This is a genomic window from Leptospira sanjuanensis, from assembly GCF_022267325.1.
Taxonomy (GTDB): Bacteria; Spirochaetota; Leptospiria; order Leptospirales; family Leptospiraceae; genus Leptospira; species Leptospira sanjuanensis.
Genome location: NZ_JAIZBG010000001.1, coordinates 3,641,656 through 3,657,716, shown reverse-complemented (window position 1 = coordinate 3,657,716; position 16,061 = coordinate 3,641,656). Strand labels below are relative to the sequence as shown.

Annotated in this window: 10 protein-coding genes; 6 read left to right on the top strand and 4 right to left on the bottom strand. The window is 45.0% G+C overall.

Features of this window, described 5'->3' with window-relative positions; translation table 11 throughout:
* Positions 1-353 precede the first annotated feature (353 nt).
* Both LFX25_RS16585 and LFX25_RS16580 read right to left on the bottom strand, forming a co-directional pair.
* Positions 354-1,448, bottom strand: coding sequence for an MltA domain-containing protein (locus tag LFX25_RS16585; protein ID WP_238731229.1), 1,095 nt, complete (start codon positions 1,446-1,448; stop codon positions 354-356).
* A gap of 2 nt (positions 1,449-1,450) precedes the next feature.
* The gene (locus LFX25_RS16580; RefSeq protein ID WP_238731228.1) at positions 1,451-3,067 is read right to left on the bottom strand and encodes a 7TM diverse intracellular signaling domain-containing protein; all 1,617 of its coding nucleotides are present in this window, start codon (positions 3,065-3,067) and stop codon (positions 1,451-1,453) included.
* Positions 3,068-3,523: 456 nt separating this feature from the next.
* Between LFX25_RS16580 and LFX25_RS16575 the strand changes: the two genes are divergently transcribed.
* Positions 3,524-4,117, top strand: a complete 594-nt coding sequence (locus tag LFX25_RS16575; protein ID WP_238731227.1) for a TetR/AcrR family transcriptional regulator — start codon at positions 3,524-3,526, stop codon at positions 4,115-4,117.
* On the top strand, positions 4,104-4,610 hold the full coding sequence (locus LFX25_RS16570; RefSeq protein WP_238731226.1) for a PaaI family thioesterase: 507 nt from the start codon (positions 4,104-4,106) through the stop codon (positions 4,608-4,610). Before LFX25_RS16575 ends, LFX25_RS16570 begins: the two co-directional genes overlap by 14 nt.
* 15 nt (positions 4,611-4,625) lie before the next feature.
* On the opposite strand, the gene LFX25_RS16565 is transcribed toward LFX25_RS16570, so the two are convergent.
* Positions 4,626-5,573, bottom strand: a complete 948-nt coding sequence (locus LFX25_RS16565) for a cation diffusion facilitator family transporter (RefSeq protein WP_238731225.1) — start codon at positions 5,571-5,573, stop codon at positions 4,626-4,628.
* 167 nt (positions 5,574-5,740) lie between these two features.
* Positions 5,741-8,260, bottom strand: coding sequence for a SpoIIE family protein phosphatase (locus tag LFX25_RS16560; RefSeq protein WP_238731224.1), 2,520 nt, complete (start codon positions 8,258-8,260; stop codon positions 5,741-5,743).
* A gap of 299 nt (positions 8,261-8,559) precedes the next feature.
* Between LFX25_RS16560 and LFX25_RS16555 the strand changes: the two genes are divergently transcribed.
* From LFX25_RS16555 to LFX25_RS16540, 4 genes are all read left to right on the top strand, one after another.
* The gene (locus LFX25_RS16555; protein ID WP_238731223.1) at positions 8,560-9,570 is read left to right on the top strand and encodes a hypothetical protein; all 1,011 of its coding nucleotides are present in this window, start codon (positions 8,560-8,562) and stop codon (positions 9,568-9,570) included.
* The gene (locus LFX25_RS16550) at positions 9,555-9,989 is read left to right on the top strand and encodes a hypothetical protein (protein WP_238731222.1); all 435 of its coding nucleotides are present in this window, start codon (positions 9,555-9,557) and stop codon (positions 9,987-9,989) included. The genes LFX25_RS16555 and LFX25_RS16550 overlap by 16 nt, the downstream gene beginning before the upstream one ends.
* Positions 9,990-10,020: 31 nt before the next feature.
* Positions 10,021-11,748 carry a GMC oxidoreductase gene (locus tag LFX25_RS16545; RefSeq protein WP_238731221.1) on the top strand — a complete coding sequence of 576 codons (1,728 nt, stop codon included), beginning with the start codon at positions 10,021-10,023 and terminating at the stop codon, positions 11,746-11,748.
* Positions 11,749-11,867: 119 nt separating this feature from the next.
* Positions 11,868-16,061 carry an adenylate/guanylate cyclase domain-containing protein gene (locus LFX25_RS16540; RefSeq protein ID WP_238731220.1) on the top strand — a complete coding sequence of 1,398 codons (4,194 nt, stop codon included), beginning with the start codon at positions 11,868-11,870 and terminating at the stop codon, positions 16,059-16,061.

Genomic DNA, 16,061 nt, shown 5'->3' with positions numbered 1-16,061 from the left:
CTGTAGAATTGAATCCCGTAGTCTCTATTTCTTTGTTTATAAAATCGGCAAACGAACGTTAGTCTTTGAAAGAATAACGTAGATCGCTTTTTGAATCTTGTTTAGATGAATGAAAAACAGAAGCTCATAACGTTGTAAAACGATTTCCTAAGTTTTCGAAAACTTAATTCTTGTTTCCGATAAGAGGAATTATACGATTCGAATTCGGGTTTTAGACAATGATTTTAAAACGACATTCCTTTTTTGTATTACGAACGTTCCATTAAGAGGCGAACATTATGATTAAAATTGAATACGTTTTTTAAGGATTGGATCGAGATAAAGGCAAGCTGCGGATTCTTTCGGAGATTTGTTTATTTCTTCGGCAGCATTAAAAGAATTCTTCCTTGGGTTTGAATCCTTCCGGCTTGTTCTTCCGCGCGTTGCCCTGTGCCTAAGAAATAATCCAAACGTCCGTGCCCCGTAATCTTAGAACCTCGATCGTGAACGAACACGATTCGGTTCGATTCCGCGAGCAAAGGAGAGTCGAACGTAAGCAAAGCGGGAATTCCTAAAGGAATGTTCGGGTCCATAGCGACGGATCGTTTAGGAATCAATTCGATTCCTCCGCTTCCTCTCGGCGCGGACGATTCCCGTTTAAAAAAAACATATCTCGGATTTTGGAGGATTGCGTCCTTTACTTCTTTAGGATATTCTTGTATACAATCCTTGAGATCCGAAGGGATCAGACTTTTGCAGATTCCTTGCAAGGATTCGGCCGGACTTCGATATTCCTTTCCGTTATCCGAGGCATACGTTATGCGAAACGGATTACGTTGGCGGATTCGAACCACGGCGGAACCTTCGAGTTGTGCGAGATGAAGATCGGTGATCTTCACGAATGCGATGGCCTTCGATTTGCTTTTCCAAACGGAAGAATCGGATAATTCCGCTCTGGAGTCGTAAGGGACGAAGTCTCCGTTTACGATTTTACCGATTCGTTTTCCATTTGCCTCCTTTTTAACGATCAAGTCGGAAGGAGTTACCAGGATCGGGTACAGAAATTCTCCTTCGGGCGCAAGTCTTCCGTCTATTATGACTTCGTAATATCCGGTGATCTTTCCGTTTTGGAGATCGGCGGTTTCCAGAAACTCGAAGGATTCTTGAAGTTCCTTATTTCTTTGCTTTCGATTTTTCCTTTGGAAAATTCTTTTTAATTGTCCGATGGACTTCAGCATTTCCTTTTTATCGTAAGAGGTTTTGCGAAATTCGATCTTCCAATCGGAAGGAAGACGTTCGTAATACGATTCGGATTCTTTTAAGGCTCGATGAAGTGATTGTAGATCATCGTGATGATACAACGAAGGAATTTCCCTTACGCCGATAAAACCGGATTCTTCCAAACCTTTTGCGGAAAAAGAATACGATTGAACGGCGAGAAAAAGGATTACGATCGAACGGAACCGCATTCTTAGATGGATTCGGGGAATAGCATCAGTTTATATTCGGAGGGAGTCATTCCAGTCAAAGTTTTAAACGATTTTTCCATTTCTCTTCCCGAAACAAAGCCCGCCCTGTGCGCGATTTCCGATTGTTTTAGATCCGTTCTGGTTTTCAAGAGATGTTTCGCTTCTTCTACTCTGAATTGATTGACATAAATTTCGAACGATTGCGCTTTCGAAACATCCTGAACATAATTTTCCAAATCTTGAGGAGTGATCTTGAGGATGCTCGCGAGGTCTTCCTTGCTCAATTCGGGATTCTTGAAGATTCTTTCCACTTTCAAAAGATGATCCAAGCTGAATTGGATCGAGGGGGTTTTGTTCGGAAGTTCCCGTTCTAATGTGCGGGGAGGAGATTTAAGTTTCTCCTGCATCTGCTGGATGTCATACGCCCGACTGAGATTTTTTCTTCGTACGAATTTTTCCCGGTCTACGATGCTGACCATGACGACTACATAAATGGAAGGAAGCGACAGCACATAAGCATGAACCAAATATTCATGATATTGAATAAAGTCCAAATAATACAAAACGGAAATCAACACGCTTCCGGCGATCGGAATCATACAAAGCGCGATCTTTCTAGCGGGCCCGAAACTGCGGATGACGCTCAGAGTCGAAAGTACGATCAAAAATGAAACGCCAAGGAAGGTCCAAGAGAACGTTTTCACCACAAAAGGTCGATCCGCGATAAAGGAGGTGAACACGGCGACGAAAACGATCGCGATCGACACTACCGATAATAGCGAACGAAAGATTTTATGAAGCGAAGAAGGGGATAAAAACTGAACCATAAAGTAAGTCGAACAAGCAAGAGCTAAAAATGCGAAAAGAGGAGGAGCGATGTTTTGAAATTCGGGGGCGTTCGGCCAGAGATATTTATATCCGTTCGCATAACACGCCCAACCTTCCAAGGAAACGAAAACCAAAAATCCGACGATGCTCAAATAAATCGGATCCAAGGTTTGTCGATAGATAAACCCCGTGAGAAGAGTGATGAACAAACTTAGCACCAACGTGAACAGAATCAAAAGATTTCTATAATAGTTTCCTTTTTGGTATTCCAAACCCGATTCGAGTAGAATCGGAAAGTTGATGATGGAAGAAGTTTTGATCCAAAGGTAGTATTCGTCGTTTCCGTTTCGAACTTCCGAAGGTTCGAGATGGAACACTGGATAATAATCGTCGATTGATCTGTCAGAATATTGAAATCTATCCCCTGAAATCTGAACCGAAGATTTGGAAAACAAAACCGCCGAGTCCAGCGTTACTTGAGGAATCCGGATAAAACATCTCGATCTAGGATGTTCCTTTATGCTAAACCGAAGCCAAACGGATTCCTTGATAAAACCCAATTTCAAAAAGGAATCCTGTTTCGAGGAATATTCAAGATTTCGATTGGGTTCTTTCGGAATTTCCTTTACGGATGCGGAATCGAATGCGATTTCCAGGCGATCGAACGCGCAAGCTTCTACGTTAGGCGTCGTATGCGCCGTTTTCGGAAGAACGAAACAAAGGAACAACCCGGCGAATACGAGAATGCGATTCCCCCTTACGGTTCTAAATTTTGTTAAGCGAAGAGACATCTGAATCAATATTTTTTAATATCGGAAAATTGAATGCTATTTGCAACGATTTGACGGAATTCTATTTTTATTTTCTTACACGCCGGACCTAAGTCAGATAATACTATCAGAGCTTATCTTACAGTCAAGATTTCAAAATAAATTAAGAGTTATTTTGGAATTTTATTTTGTTATGCGAAGAGGAATCGCTCTAGTAGTTCGTTCGGTTTATTTTATTTCGAACATCATGCTTTCAACTTTGCGAATGCGCGTTTATCGCCCGATCCAATGGGAAATATCTTTTTATATTTTTTAGGATGCTCGCTTCTTTGCGGGATTTAGCGCTGCCTAGAACGATGATTCCAGGAAATTCGATTTTCGAGAGAAAATCCTTATGTCGCTTTTTTAGACATTCTGTGGTAAAAACCGGCTAAATTAGAATTGACTTATCTACCTACTGGTAGGTAAGTTGGCTTTATGAAACTCGAAGGGGATACAAAAGAAAAGATCGTAACTCTTGCCAGGCATTATTTTCAAAGTGTAGGTTTCCAATCGTTCAGTTTTCAGAATATCGCGGACGATTTGGGAATCCGAAAGGCGAGCATTCATTATCACTATCCTTCCAAGGAAGAATTGGGTTTGGAGGTTCTCGAAGTATATTATAAAAACTTTGAGGAGTATACTCAAACCCTGAAGGAGAGACCTCCGCGCGTCCGGTTGTTCGGTCTTTTCAAACTTTACGAAGGGTATACGGGAGAAAACGGAAAGATCTGTCCGTTCGGGGTCGTCGGTACGGAATATCACGTTCTTTCACCCGCGATCCGGGAAAAAACTCTCGTTCTACACAATCAACATCGCGATTTTCTAATACAGACGTTGCACGACGGAATGAAGGAAGGTTCTTTCATTCTTCCCTTAAACGTTAAGGAAACCGCGGATCTGTTTATGTCTGCGATTCAGGGTTCTATGCAGATCTCTAGAATCCGCAAGGACAAGGAATATTTTCCGAAGATGATCAAAAATCTTAAATCGATGATACAAATCAAGGAGCATAAAAATGCCGGTTTCTGAATCCACAACTAAAGCATGGGAAGATATGAATAAGATGGCCGATAAAATGGCCAAAGAATACGGACTGAGTCTCGAACTTCCTCCGAAATCCTTTCAAGAGATGAAGGCCGAGTTCGTTGAATTTGAGGGAGCAAAAAGGATTGTGGTTAAGATTCCGTACGACGATCGTTTTATGAACCCGATCGGGATCTTTCAAGGAGGGATGTTGTGTACCGCGATCGATAATACGTTCGGCCCACTTTCCTATCTCGCCGCAAAAAGACCTTGCGTGACTACGGACTTGTCGACTCAGTTTTTTCGATCTTTTTTTCCGAAAGACGAATACGTTTTGATCGAAGCGAAAGTCGTTTCCAAATCTCCCGCGATGATGACGATGCAGGCGGAAGTCAGAAACCCGAAAAACAAACTGATTGCGATCGCGACTTCGAGCGTTTTGATTCTTCAGGAATCCATGCTTAAAAGAATGACGAGCAAACAGGAACAGGAAGATTAGAATTCTTCCCCGCGGTCAGTTGCAATCGATCTGGCCGCAGTTTTCCCGTTCTTCCTCGGTTTCCAAAGTTACGTGCGCGATTCTCAGTTCCTTTAAAATTTCCCTCGCTTTCGATTTGATGATTCTCTGACGTTCCGAGGAAAGATCGTTTTTCAAAACGAGATGCGCCGTAAGGGCGTTTTCGGTCGTACTCAGCGACCAAATGTGAACATGATGAATATTTAATACTCCTTCGATCGATTTGAGCCCGCGTTCCACGGCTTCGGATTGAATCGCGTCCGGCGTGGAATCCATACTCAATCGCAGGCTTTCCTTAAACAAAGGAACGTTGCCGTAAAGAATCACCAAGCCGATCAAAAGACCCACGACCGGATCGATCCACAAATAACCGAACCAATGGATCAATAAACCCGAAACGATGACTCCGAGCGATACTAAACCGTCCGCGAGAAGATGCAGATAAGCGCCCTTCATATTCAGGTCTTCGTCCTTGCTCTTATGAAACAAAAACGAAGAAGAGAAATTTACCATAACTCCGACTAAAGCTACGATCGCGATCGTTCCACCGGGAACGGGAGCCGGTCTGGACAACTTTTCGATCGACTCGTAGACGATAAAACCGACCGTGCTGAAAATCAAAATCGAATTGAGAAGACTGACCAAGATCGTGGACTTCTTCCAGCCGTACGTAAATCTCGGAGAAGGGCCTTTTTCCTGAAGTTTGATAGCGATCCACGCGAGCAGCAAAGAACTTACGTCCATCAGATTGTGGCCCGCGTCCGAGATCAATGCGAGAGATCCCGACCAAAGACCGATTCCCGCTTCGATCGCCGCATAGAACAGATTCAGAAAGATCGCGATTACGAGAGTTCTGCTCGAACTTCCCGCTACGTGATGATGATCGTGGGAATGATGCGAATGATCGTGAGAATGTCCGTGCGAGTGATGATGGTGATGTCCCATGAGTGCTTCCGAGTTTTTGAAGAATACATTTCCCAGAATAGCGGACCCTCAAGAGTGTAAACAGAAAAAAGAGTTCGTTGTTGAGAACCGGTTCTCTTAAAAGAGGCCTTCCGTTTCGGAAAAGATCGATCCGCTTTTTATTAGACTTTTCTAAACAAGAGAATGGATTACGGGCCGTGGTTGCGATGGAACGTTTTTTTACCGTTTAAGGAATGAAGGATTTCTTCTAACTTTGCGATCCGATCGGAATTCTTCAAACCTTTGTAAGCGCGGATCAAGTTCTTCAGATTGCGTACGTGTTTCGGATTTCGGGTTCGAAGTCTTTCTCCCACGTCCACAGCTTGATTCATATCTCCGGCTTTGCGAAGCATTCTCGCAGTATAACCCAACATGATTTCATCCGAAGGAACGGCGGTCAGATATTCGTGCGCGCAGAATGTCGCTTTATCGTATTCTCTCAATCGAAAGTAGGAAAGGCTTAGTTCGCGATACGCGCCGGGATGAGTTTGTTTTCCGTTTCGCAGATCGGAAAGAAACTGATCCAAAGAATTCTTATCCTTCCGGGAAAGATTTATCTTTACGTTTTTAGGAACTTGACCGTTCCATTCGATTCTCATCATGGAAAGATCGTCCGTAAGAACTCCTTCCCGATTGAGTTGAGAATTGATTTGTTTCAAGTCTCCTTTGCATTCTTCCACGATTCTGAGAATTCTCGTTTCGTCGTGGTTCATGTTTTTCTTTCCGTCCACGTCCAAGAGAATATCGTCCCTTCCGTCCGATCCGTTAAACAGAATATCTCCGGGCATAAACTGAAACGTCTGCACGGACAAGGTTCCTTCCACGAGCTGAGAACCGAGTTTTCTATAAAAAAGATTCTCCCCTAAAAACGAAGCGACCCCGTCTCTGTAAAGAATCGAATACGGATGTTCCGCGTTCATGTAATACGTAAAACCCGTGTCGTCCTCGATCACGCCTAACACGATGGATACGAGCATGGAACCTTCGAAACTTTCGAAAACTCTATGCAATTCTATGAATGCGTTTTTGAGCCATCGTTCCGGATAAAGATCCTTCATAAACGAACTGAATCTCGTCCTTTCGATGATCGATTTGAACACCGCTCCCAGTACGAGCGCGCCTCCCGCTCCCTGCATCGACTTGCCCATCGCGTCGGCGTTGAAAAAAACCGTGACCCTTCTTCCTCGAAGAAGAATGCTTTCCGTTTTACAAAGATCTCCTCCGATCTCGTTGTTTCGGTTCTTGAAGTTGAATTCCTTTTTTTGTTTTAGAAAGAATTCTATCTTTACGCTTCTGCTTTCCGCGGCGTTTCTTCCGAGCGGATTGATGAGTAAAGAAGTGAGAAAGTAGTCTCCGTCCTGTTGATCCTTGAGTCTGCTCAGGTTGTCGAGAGTTTCGGAAAGTTCCCTGGTTCTTTCTTCCACTCTTTGTTCCAATTTTGCATTGAGTTGTTCGGTCTTTTCGTGAAGTTCGCTGAAACGTTCCGCGAGAATGGTAGCGATTCCCATCACATAAAAAAAGAATCCGTATTTACTGAACGCGATTCCGGTGTTGAAGATCATAGAATCCAAAACGTCGAAGATCGCCGTTCCAGTGATAATCACGGTTCCCAAAAAGAGCCGTTTGGCCGCGGGGAGCCTGTGCTGAATCCCTCGGATGAGAATATAAAAATTCACCGGAACCGCAAAACAAATCGCTCCGATCTGCCAGATTCTTAATAAGTATTCGCTCATGTACATCGGAATTACGAGAGTAGGGACCGCGAGAAGAACGTTAAAGATCGAATAGTAAAAGATCATCGGAATCGTTTTACGGTAAAAAAGCTGGCTCATAAAACCGAAGTAGCACGAAATACAAAAGTAAAGAGCGATCAGTTCGATTCTTTGTATGATCGTCGAATCGATTTCGTTTTCGAAAACGGCCGCCGATCGGGTATAGATATAAAGTCCGAGCAACAACGCGAACAGACCGAACGTGAGGTTGTGTTTTTCCCTTCTTCGTTTAATAAAAAGAAAAAGATGATACAACCCGGTCGTGATGTAGATCCCGATCAGAATCAGTACGATCCGGTCCTGTTCCTTGTATATGAGTTCTTTATAATATCCGATTTCGTAACCGGACGTCAGATAAAATCCCGTGTGATCGTATTTCGGATCGCCCGAGAGTTTGATCGTCAATCGGTTGTTTTTTTGTTTTAGGACTTTCCTATCGATTTCATAGACTTGTCCGCGGACGGTCCGATGATAAACGACGTCGGTTTCGGAGATTTCCCCTTCTTTCGCGATTCGTTGTCCGTTGATGTAGATTTCAAAAACCTCTCCGATTTCTCCGAAACGGATTCCGGGTTCCAAAGGACTTTCTAAAAATCCGGGAGGAAGATCGAACTCGGTAAAAAAAGCGAACGTATGAAGTTTCGATTTGTACGGATAGAGTTTGTTCGTCCAAATCGGAAACGAATCGACGCGTTTCCATTCCCCATCGGGGGAGAATTCTTCCGTTAAAAAACGTTCCTCGAATCGATCGAGGACGTTCCAGACGTTACCCTTGCAGACGTCATTCGCGTCGCAGGTTTTTACGAGGTTGACCGAGGAGTTTTCGGCTCGTAAGGAAAACGAAACAAGTTGGAGGAAGACGAAGGTATATGCAAAAATTCTAAATTGATGATTCATCTGATTCTATCAGGATCGGAAATATTCCGTTCGGAAACCGCAGGCCGTTTTTTCCTTCAAGAGGTCAAAGCGGGCGGCGAAATCGACGAAAGTGTCGATTTTAAAATCGATTTTCAATTTGTAAAAAGACCCAGGGGAGAATGGATCGGTACGCTCGTTTTACAAGCATATTTTCGAATTCCGAACACGGTTCTTTGTTTCCTTTTGTTGCAAACTTTCTGTAAAAAATGTCGGGAAATTTGACGTAGAAGGAAACTATTGTTGCAATTGTTGTTTAAAAAAGTATTTATTGTCGATTTATGTTTTGGAAGAAATTGACTCAATTCTTTTCCATTCTCCTTTTGCTGTTATGTCGCAGTCTGAATGCGTATCAAGAGGACGGACATTTCTATACGGTTCAAACCGTTCTGAACAACTTTCATAGTTCCTCTCCCCTTACCAAAGACGAAATCGCGCTTGTTGCGTTTTGCACGCAGCTTCCGGACGAGGTTCCCGAGTTGGATGCGATTTCCGTTTATCAGAAGTTAGCCTTTAAATACCCGTTCGATTTTCTTCTGTGGGTTTTTACCGATCGCGGTTCGCCCGACGTTTTAGGGAGAATGGCGGAAGTGCAACAGTTGCTCCACGGTTTGACCGGAGGAAGCAGCGATCATCTTCGCGGCGTTGCGATCGTTACCTTGGATCAGCTTCGTGCAGATCTCACTTCTAAAAAACAAAGATCTTCGGAAGAACTTTGTGCGCTGGGTTTTGCGTTTCATCTTTTGGGAGATTCGTTCGCTCATCGCAAATTACGGAACGATAAAAAGATGTATCCCACGGGAAGAGGTCACGCTTCCGACATGACGTTGCCCGATCATCCCGTTCACAGCGATTCACGCGTCGCCGATTGGGAGAATTATGCGAAAGGAATTCCGAATCTATTCCGATCCGATTTGAAAGAAGTCGTCATCAAAGACGATTTTCCGAAAGCGAAAGAACTCGCGAATAACAATCCTTGGCATTGTATCTTCGGAACGAAATGCGAGGATCGTTTGAGAAAGATTTTATTGAATCGTTTACGGGAATCCGATTCTTCTCCGAAATACGATCCTCTTCAGAAAGGACGTTATCCGGCCGCGACTTGTCAGGAATACGTGCAGAAGGTAGTCGAGCAGAAGGACATTCCGTTTACTCCCGATTGCGGCAAAACCTGGAAGATATACAAACGGACTTCTTTGAGCGTTTGGAAACGACTCGGTTATTTTCAGGATGAAGACTCGCGCAAACAAATCGAACTCTACGGCGGAGACGACTTATGGCAGAATCCTTAAGCGAAGAAAATCCTAGAAAAAAAAGAAAGAAGAAGGTTAAGAAGAAATCGATCTGGGGAGAAGTTCTGATCGTATTCGCCGGATTTCCGATTTTAATCGCGTGGATTTCGTTTCGTACGTTCTTTTGCTGGGGAAACGTGAGTTATACGAGCGAGGTTTTCTGCACCGTTTCCGGGGTCGTCAATCCGTTGCTGTTGGTTCTTACTTTGGTGCTTCTTCTTTTGACTTTTGTGGATCTTCACAAACTCGGGGACGAACTCGAGGATCTTCCGAAATGGTCGTCGAAACGGATCTATAAAGGATTCCGTTCCCTGGAAAAATGGGATAAGATCCATTTCCTGTTTTCCTTCGTTTCTTTTTTGGGAGCGTTGATCATCGGCATCTATCTCTGGAATCATTTCGAATTTAGCTTATTTTAATATACAGATTGATTTAGTCTTAGGGTTGTTTATGAAAAAATATGAAGCGGTTGTGATTGGAACCGGTTTCGGCGGAGCCGTGACCGGATGTAGACTGAGTAAAAAATGGCCGGGCCAGGTTTTGATTCTGGAGCGAGGTAAACGGTATCCGAAGGGTTCTTTTCCGCGTTCTCCTCACGATATGTCCAAGAACTTTTGGAACGTTCCCGAGGAGAACAGTTCCAAAATCCGTCCGAAAAAACTTTCCAAACTCAATCAGACCGGTTTGTTCGATATTCGGAACTACAAGCACATGGACGTGGTAATCTCCGCCGGGTTAGGCGGGGGATCGCTGATCTACGCGAACGTCTTTTTGGAACCGCCGGATCATATCTTCGACGAACGTTGGCCCGCGAACGTAAAGAAGAAAAGTCTTACGCCGTATTACAAAATCGTAAAGGAAGTTCTGGGTTCGAGACCGATTCCTATCGGCGACGATCCGAGACGAAAAATCGTACGCACAGAACTCTATCAGAAGTTCGCAAAGTCGGCGGGACGAGAATCCAAACTTGCGGACATCAACGTATTTTTCGGGAACGATTTTAAAAAGCCCACGCCGATCGGACTTCAGGAAAAAAACCGTTACGGAGCGGTTCAGACTTCCTGCACGTATTGCGCCGAATGCGATATCGGATGCAACACTCATTCCAAAAACACCCTGGATCTGAATTATCTTTTCGTGGCGGAAAACAAATACAGAGCGGACATTCGCACGGAGCATCTCGTTCATAAGATCGTTCCGATCGGAACGGACGGGAACGACAATCCTTCCGCGCACGGAGAAAACGGTTATAGAATTTATTTCCGAGATCTTTCGGGAGACAAAAGGGGAGAACTCGTTTCCGTCGTCACGAAACGCGTCGTCGTATCCGCGGGAACGTTAGGCAGCACCGAACTTCTTCTTCGATGCAAAGAAGAATTCAAAACTTTGCCGGACATCTCGGATCATCTCGGTAAACAATTTTCAGGAAACGGGGACTTCTTATCCTTTGCGGTGAACGGTAAGAAAGAAGCGAACCCGAATTACGGTCCGGTTATCACTCAATACACGGATTATAATTTATTCAAAAGCTACGATAGCCAACGCGCCTTCGTTTTACAGGATGCGAGTTATCCGGTTTTTGCGGCGTATTTTGCCGAAGCGGCGATTCCTTGGTTCTTGCGGATCGGATTCTTCTTTCATATGTTAGGCGAACTCTTCAAGCGATTCTGGAGCGGAAAGATTTTCGGTAAGGTCGGCTACTTGATGAGCGAACTTATGAAAGGCGACTTATCTTATACTTCGGCCGTATTGCTTTGTATGGGAATCGATCGTTCGGACGGAGCGATGGTTCTCGATCGAAAGAAAGGATTTCAAGTTCAATGGCCGCAAAAGAACAGTATGTCTCTTTATAAGGCGATTCTCGGAGTGATGAAGGATTTCGCTTCGTTTATCAATGCAAAATCTTATTTTCCGCTTCCGACTTGGGCTTGGCCGATCCGCAACAACGTTTCCGTACACCCATTAGGCGGTTGTATACTCGGAACCGCGAAAACCAACGCTGTGACTTCGGCGGATTCCAAGACATTCGGCCAGGTTTTTTCGTATCAAGGGTTGTATGTCGCAGACGGAAGTTTGTCTCCGACCGCGGTCGGGGCCAATCCATCGATGACGATCGCCGCCCTTTCGGAACGAGTCGCCGAGGGAATTACGGGAATCAAGCCGACTGCAAAACTTTGAGTAAAAAATTATAATTCTGCAATCAAGGACACAATATGGAGATTTTTTAGCCAAAAATATTCGTCTAACTGGCTTGCAGAATTAAATACACAAAAATAACATTCGCTTTTAGGATTATTATGAATAGCGCAACGGAATCCATCAAAGACACACTGGAACTGATCAGACCCTATCTTCCCTCCGCGATCGTTCGGAGATTGGGGGATTCCAACGAATCGAAGCTGCAGAGATCGCAGTCCTTCGAAGGCGCCGTTCTATTCTTCGACGTTGTCGGGTTTACCCCCACCACACTCGCGTTAGCCGCTAAAGGTACGCGAGGCATCGACGCGTTGCAAACCGTTCTTTCCAATTACTACACCGCTTTGTTGAAACATTTGAATCAATGGGGAGGCGCGGTGTATCAGTTCGCGGGTGATTCCGTGCTGGTGAGTTTCGAAAAAAAAACGGACGAAACGGATGCGGAAGCCGCGCTCCGCGTAGCGAATTGTGCATTAGGAATCTTTCATTCGATTTCGGAGTTCAGCTCCAACGAACTCTTAGGAGAAACGGTAAACCTACCCGCGAGAGTCGGATTGGCTTATGGAGAATATCAGGAATTTATTTTAGGGGAACAGGATCGTTTTCTCAGAGCGGTGATCGCAGGAACCCCCGTGGATCAATCCATCTCCGCCGAAAAACACGCGTTAGCCGGCGATATCGTTTTGAGTTCTTCGATTTGGGATCTTTTACCGGCATCCAAGACGGGAGAAGCACTCGGTGAAAACTTCTATCGTTTAACCGATTGTGAACGGGTGGAAAATACGCACGTTCCTCCTTCCCGCTCGACCGCGGACGATCGAATTTCCACCGAACGATTTTTCAAACGATGCAAACGTTTTATCGTTCCCGAGTTGTATCAAAGAGTTACGAACGTTCATAGCGCGTTCTCCGGAGATTATCGCGAGGTCGCATCGGTTTTCGTACGCATCGACGCTCCTTTGGAATCCAACGCCGATTCCAAAAACTTCAACGATTTCTTTACGTACGTGCAAGGGGTTGCGGCGGCTTGTTCCGGAACCTTTGTTCTTACGGATCTTTCTGACAAGGGGGGAATCTTCAGCATTCTTTTCGGAGCGCCTGCCGCGCTGGAGAATAAGGAAGCTCTTGCGGCGCGTTTCGCGATTCGATTGATGGAGGGAGCTTCCTCCTATTCCGCTGCAAAGAATATTCAGATCGGAATATCGACAGGAATGGCGTATTGCGGAGATTTAGGCGCGCCTTTCCGAAAGGATTTTACCGCAATCGGTGAGATGATGAACATCGCGGCCCGACTTGCGACTTTAAACGGTCACGATGGAATTCTGATCGATTCTCAGACGAAGAACAAGTTGGGAAAAAATTTCGTATTTCACGAAATCGGAGACGTGGAACTCAAAGGCGTTTCCGGAGCCAAGAAGGTGTTTCAGCTAACGTCCGAACAGAAGAATATTCCGGGACTTCTGATTCAATACAGGGATACGATGATCGGAAGAAAGGAAGAGATCGATCGTCTTCATAAGATGTTGGACGCTTGCATTGAAAAGGGCGGAGTCGTTTGTCGGATCATCGCCGACGCGGGACTCGGTAAATCCAGATTGACCAATACGTTTATCGATCAGGCTTACGATCGGAACGTGGAAATTCTTATCGGTTACTGTTATCCTTACGAAAAATTCACTCCCTTCTATCCTTGGAAGGAATTGTTGAGTCTGTTCTTGGGAATTTTCGAGGAAGATTCGGTGGAAACGCGCGTTTCTAAGGCCGAAAAAGCATTAGAGAATTTGAATTCGTTTGACATCGCTTGGGCCAAGGCGCTTGTCGCGTTGATGGGCGTTCCCGTGGAGGAAGATCCTCTTACGAGAGAAATCGACCGAAAACAAAAGAATGAAAGATTGTTCGAGATCATCATTTCCCTTCTTCAGGAACGCGCTTTGAAAAAACCTTTGATGCTGATTTTCGAGGACGTTCACTGGATCGACGAACTTTCCAGCCGTCTTTTGGAAAAACTCGCGTCCCGTTTGCCTTCGATGAAGGCCATGTTGATTCTAGTGTCGCGGCCGGAAGGACAGTTCGCGGAAGAAGCCGTCTCACCGAACGAAGAACTGATCCGCCTGAAGGAATTCAAACCGGAAGAAGCGAGAGATTTTCTCATTCATAAATTTCACATGGATACGAGTCAGGAAGAATTTTTGGATCAGATTCTCAACCGATCCAGCGGGAATCCGTTTTTTCTCGAGTCCATCGTTCACAACCTGATCGAGGAAGGAACTCTCAAAAAATTAGAGGATGGAACCCTTTCTCCTTCGGATAAAACGCGGGACATTCAAATTCCGAACACGTTGAACGACGTATTGCTCGCGCGAGTGGATCGTTTAGCGGAACGGGAAAAGATCGTATTAAAAACGGCTTCCGTGATCGGACGTTTGATCAACGTCGAAACTCTCAATCATCTTCTTCCCGTGGAGTTCCGCTCCGAGATTCAGAATATCCTTCAGAGTTTGGAAGGTTTGGATCTGACTCCGCTGGAAATCACCGATCCGCTTACGTATATCTTCAAACACATCGTGATCCGCGACATCGTCTACAACACTCTTCTTCATTCGACAAGAGAGGATCTTCATAAACGAATCGCTTCGTTTATCGAAAAGGAAAACGAAAGCAACGTGATCGAGATGGCGGATATTTTGGCGTTTCACTACCGTCAGTGCTCCGATTTCGAAAAGGCTTCCCAGTATTCTTTGATGGCCGCGCGTAAGGCGCGAAGCCGTTATGCGAACCGCGACGCGATCTATCACTACGGTCAAGCCCTCGAATCGATGTCGCAATTTACGAAAGTAAACGGCGAGACGTATTACGAAATCAAACAGGAATTGGCGCACGTTCATCGTCAGCTCGGAGAATACGCGCACGCGGAATCTTTGTTTAAGGAATGTCTGGAAAATAAATCCACGCTCAATTTGATCCGCACATATACCGGACTCGGTCAAGTATATCAGGAACAGGACGACATTCCGCGAGCGATGGAAACTTTGGAGAAGGCGCTTCGAATCACGGGGATTCGTCCGCCGGGAAGTAGACCGGATACGATTTTCAAAATCGTTTTACAGCTTCCGTTCGTTCTTCGTTTTTCCATATTCGGTTCTTCTTATACTTCTGCGAGCAAGGCGGAACGTCTTCGGCTGAGATGTTTGATCTTAGTCACTCTCGCAAAGATGTATATCATGAAGGACATTAAGAAATTCGGATGGTCCGTTTTTACGCAATACAACGCGACACAACGTTTCGACGATCCGGTCCGTCAGTCTTTGGCGGAATGCGCCCTCGGTCAGGTTTTTGTGGGAATGAATCTTTTCGGACCATCCAAACATTTCTTGATTAAGGGAAGAGAACTCGCCGAAAAAACGGGAGATCCGTACGCAAAGGCGATTAGTCTTTTGGTTCAAGGCGTATATTACATGATGCTAAATCGTCCGGATCAAGGTCTTCCGTATCTTCACGATTCGATCGCGATCTATCGGCAGGTCGGCGAGAAGTGGGATCTTCTTTCCGCGCTTTCGTCCGGAGGATTTTTGTATTACTTCCAATCCGATTTCAGAACAGCTAAAAAATATTTCGACGATATCGGCGAGATCGCGGCGGATCTAGGCGCGCAGTTGCAGCTTCGCTGGACGAGAATCTGGTCCCCGTATTTCGGTTATCTTCTCGGGGAAGTCGATCCTCTCGAACTCGAAAAACGATTGTTAGTCGAAGTCGAAAGGGCAGCTCTGGAAAACGACGTGATGAACGAACTTTCCACGATCAATAAACTTCTTAAGCTTGCGATCTTGGAGGGTTGGCCGGAAAAAGCGGCTCATTGGTCCAAACGAAGTTACGCAGGATTTTTAAAGTGCGAAGTGAAATTTCCTCAGCTTCAGATCGGAAACGTATATCTTGCGGAAGCCGCACTTTATGCGCAGCGTGAAACCGGGGATAAGAGTCTGACCAAGATCATCAACTACGGATTAAAGAACGGTTTGAAACTAGGTAAATCGCTTCCGTATTTATACGGTCCGGCGCTGATGCTCAAAGGAAAATTGAAATTTTATGCGGGCGACGCTAAAAAGGCGGAATCCATTTTTAAGGAAGCGGAATCCTTCTTATCAAACACTTTAAATCAATGGGAATACGCGACCGCCTTGTATGAAGCGGGAGTTCTCTTAAAGGATCAGGATCGGATTTCGACCGCGAAGGGAATTCTTCAGAGACTCGAAGCCAAAGCCGATCTCAAAAAGCTGGCGGAGAGTTTGGCGGAATAA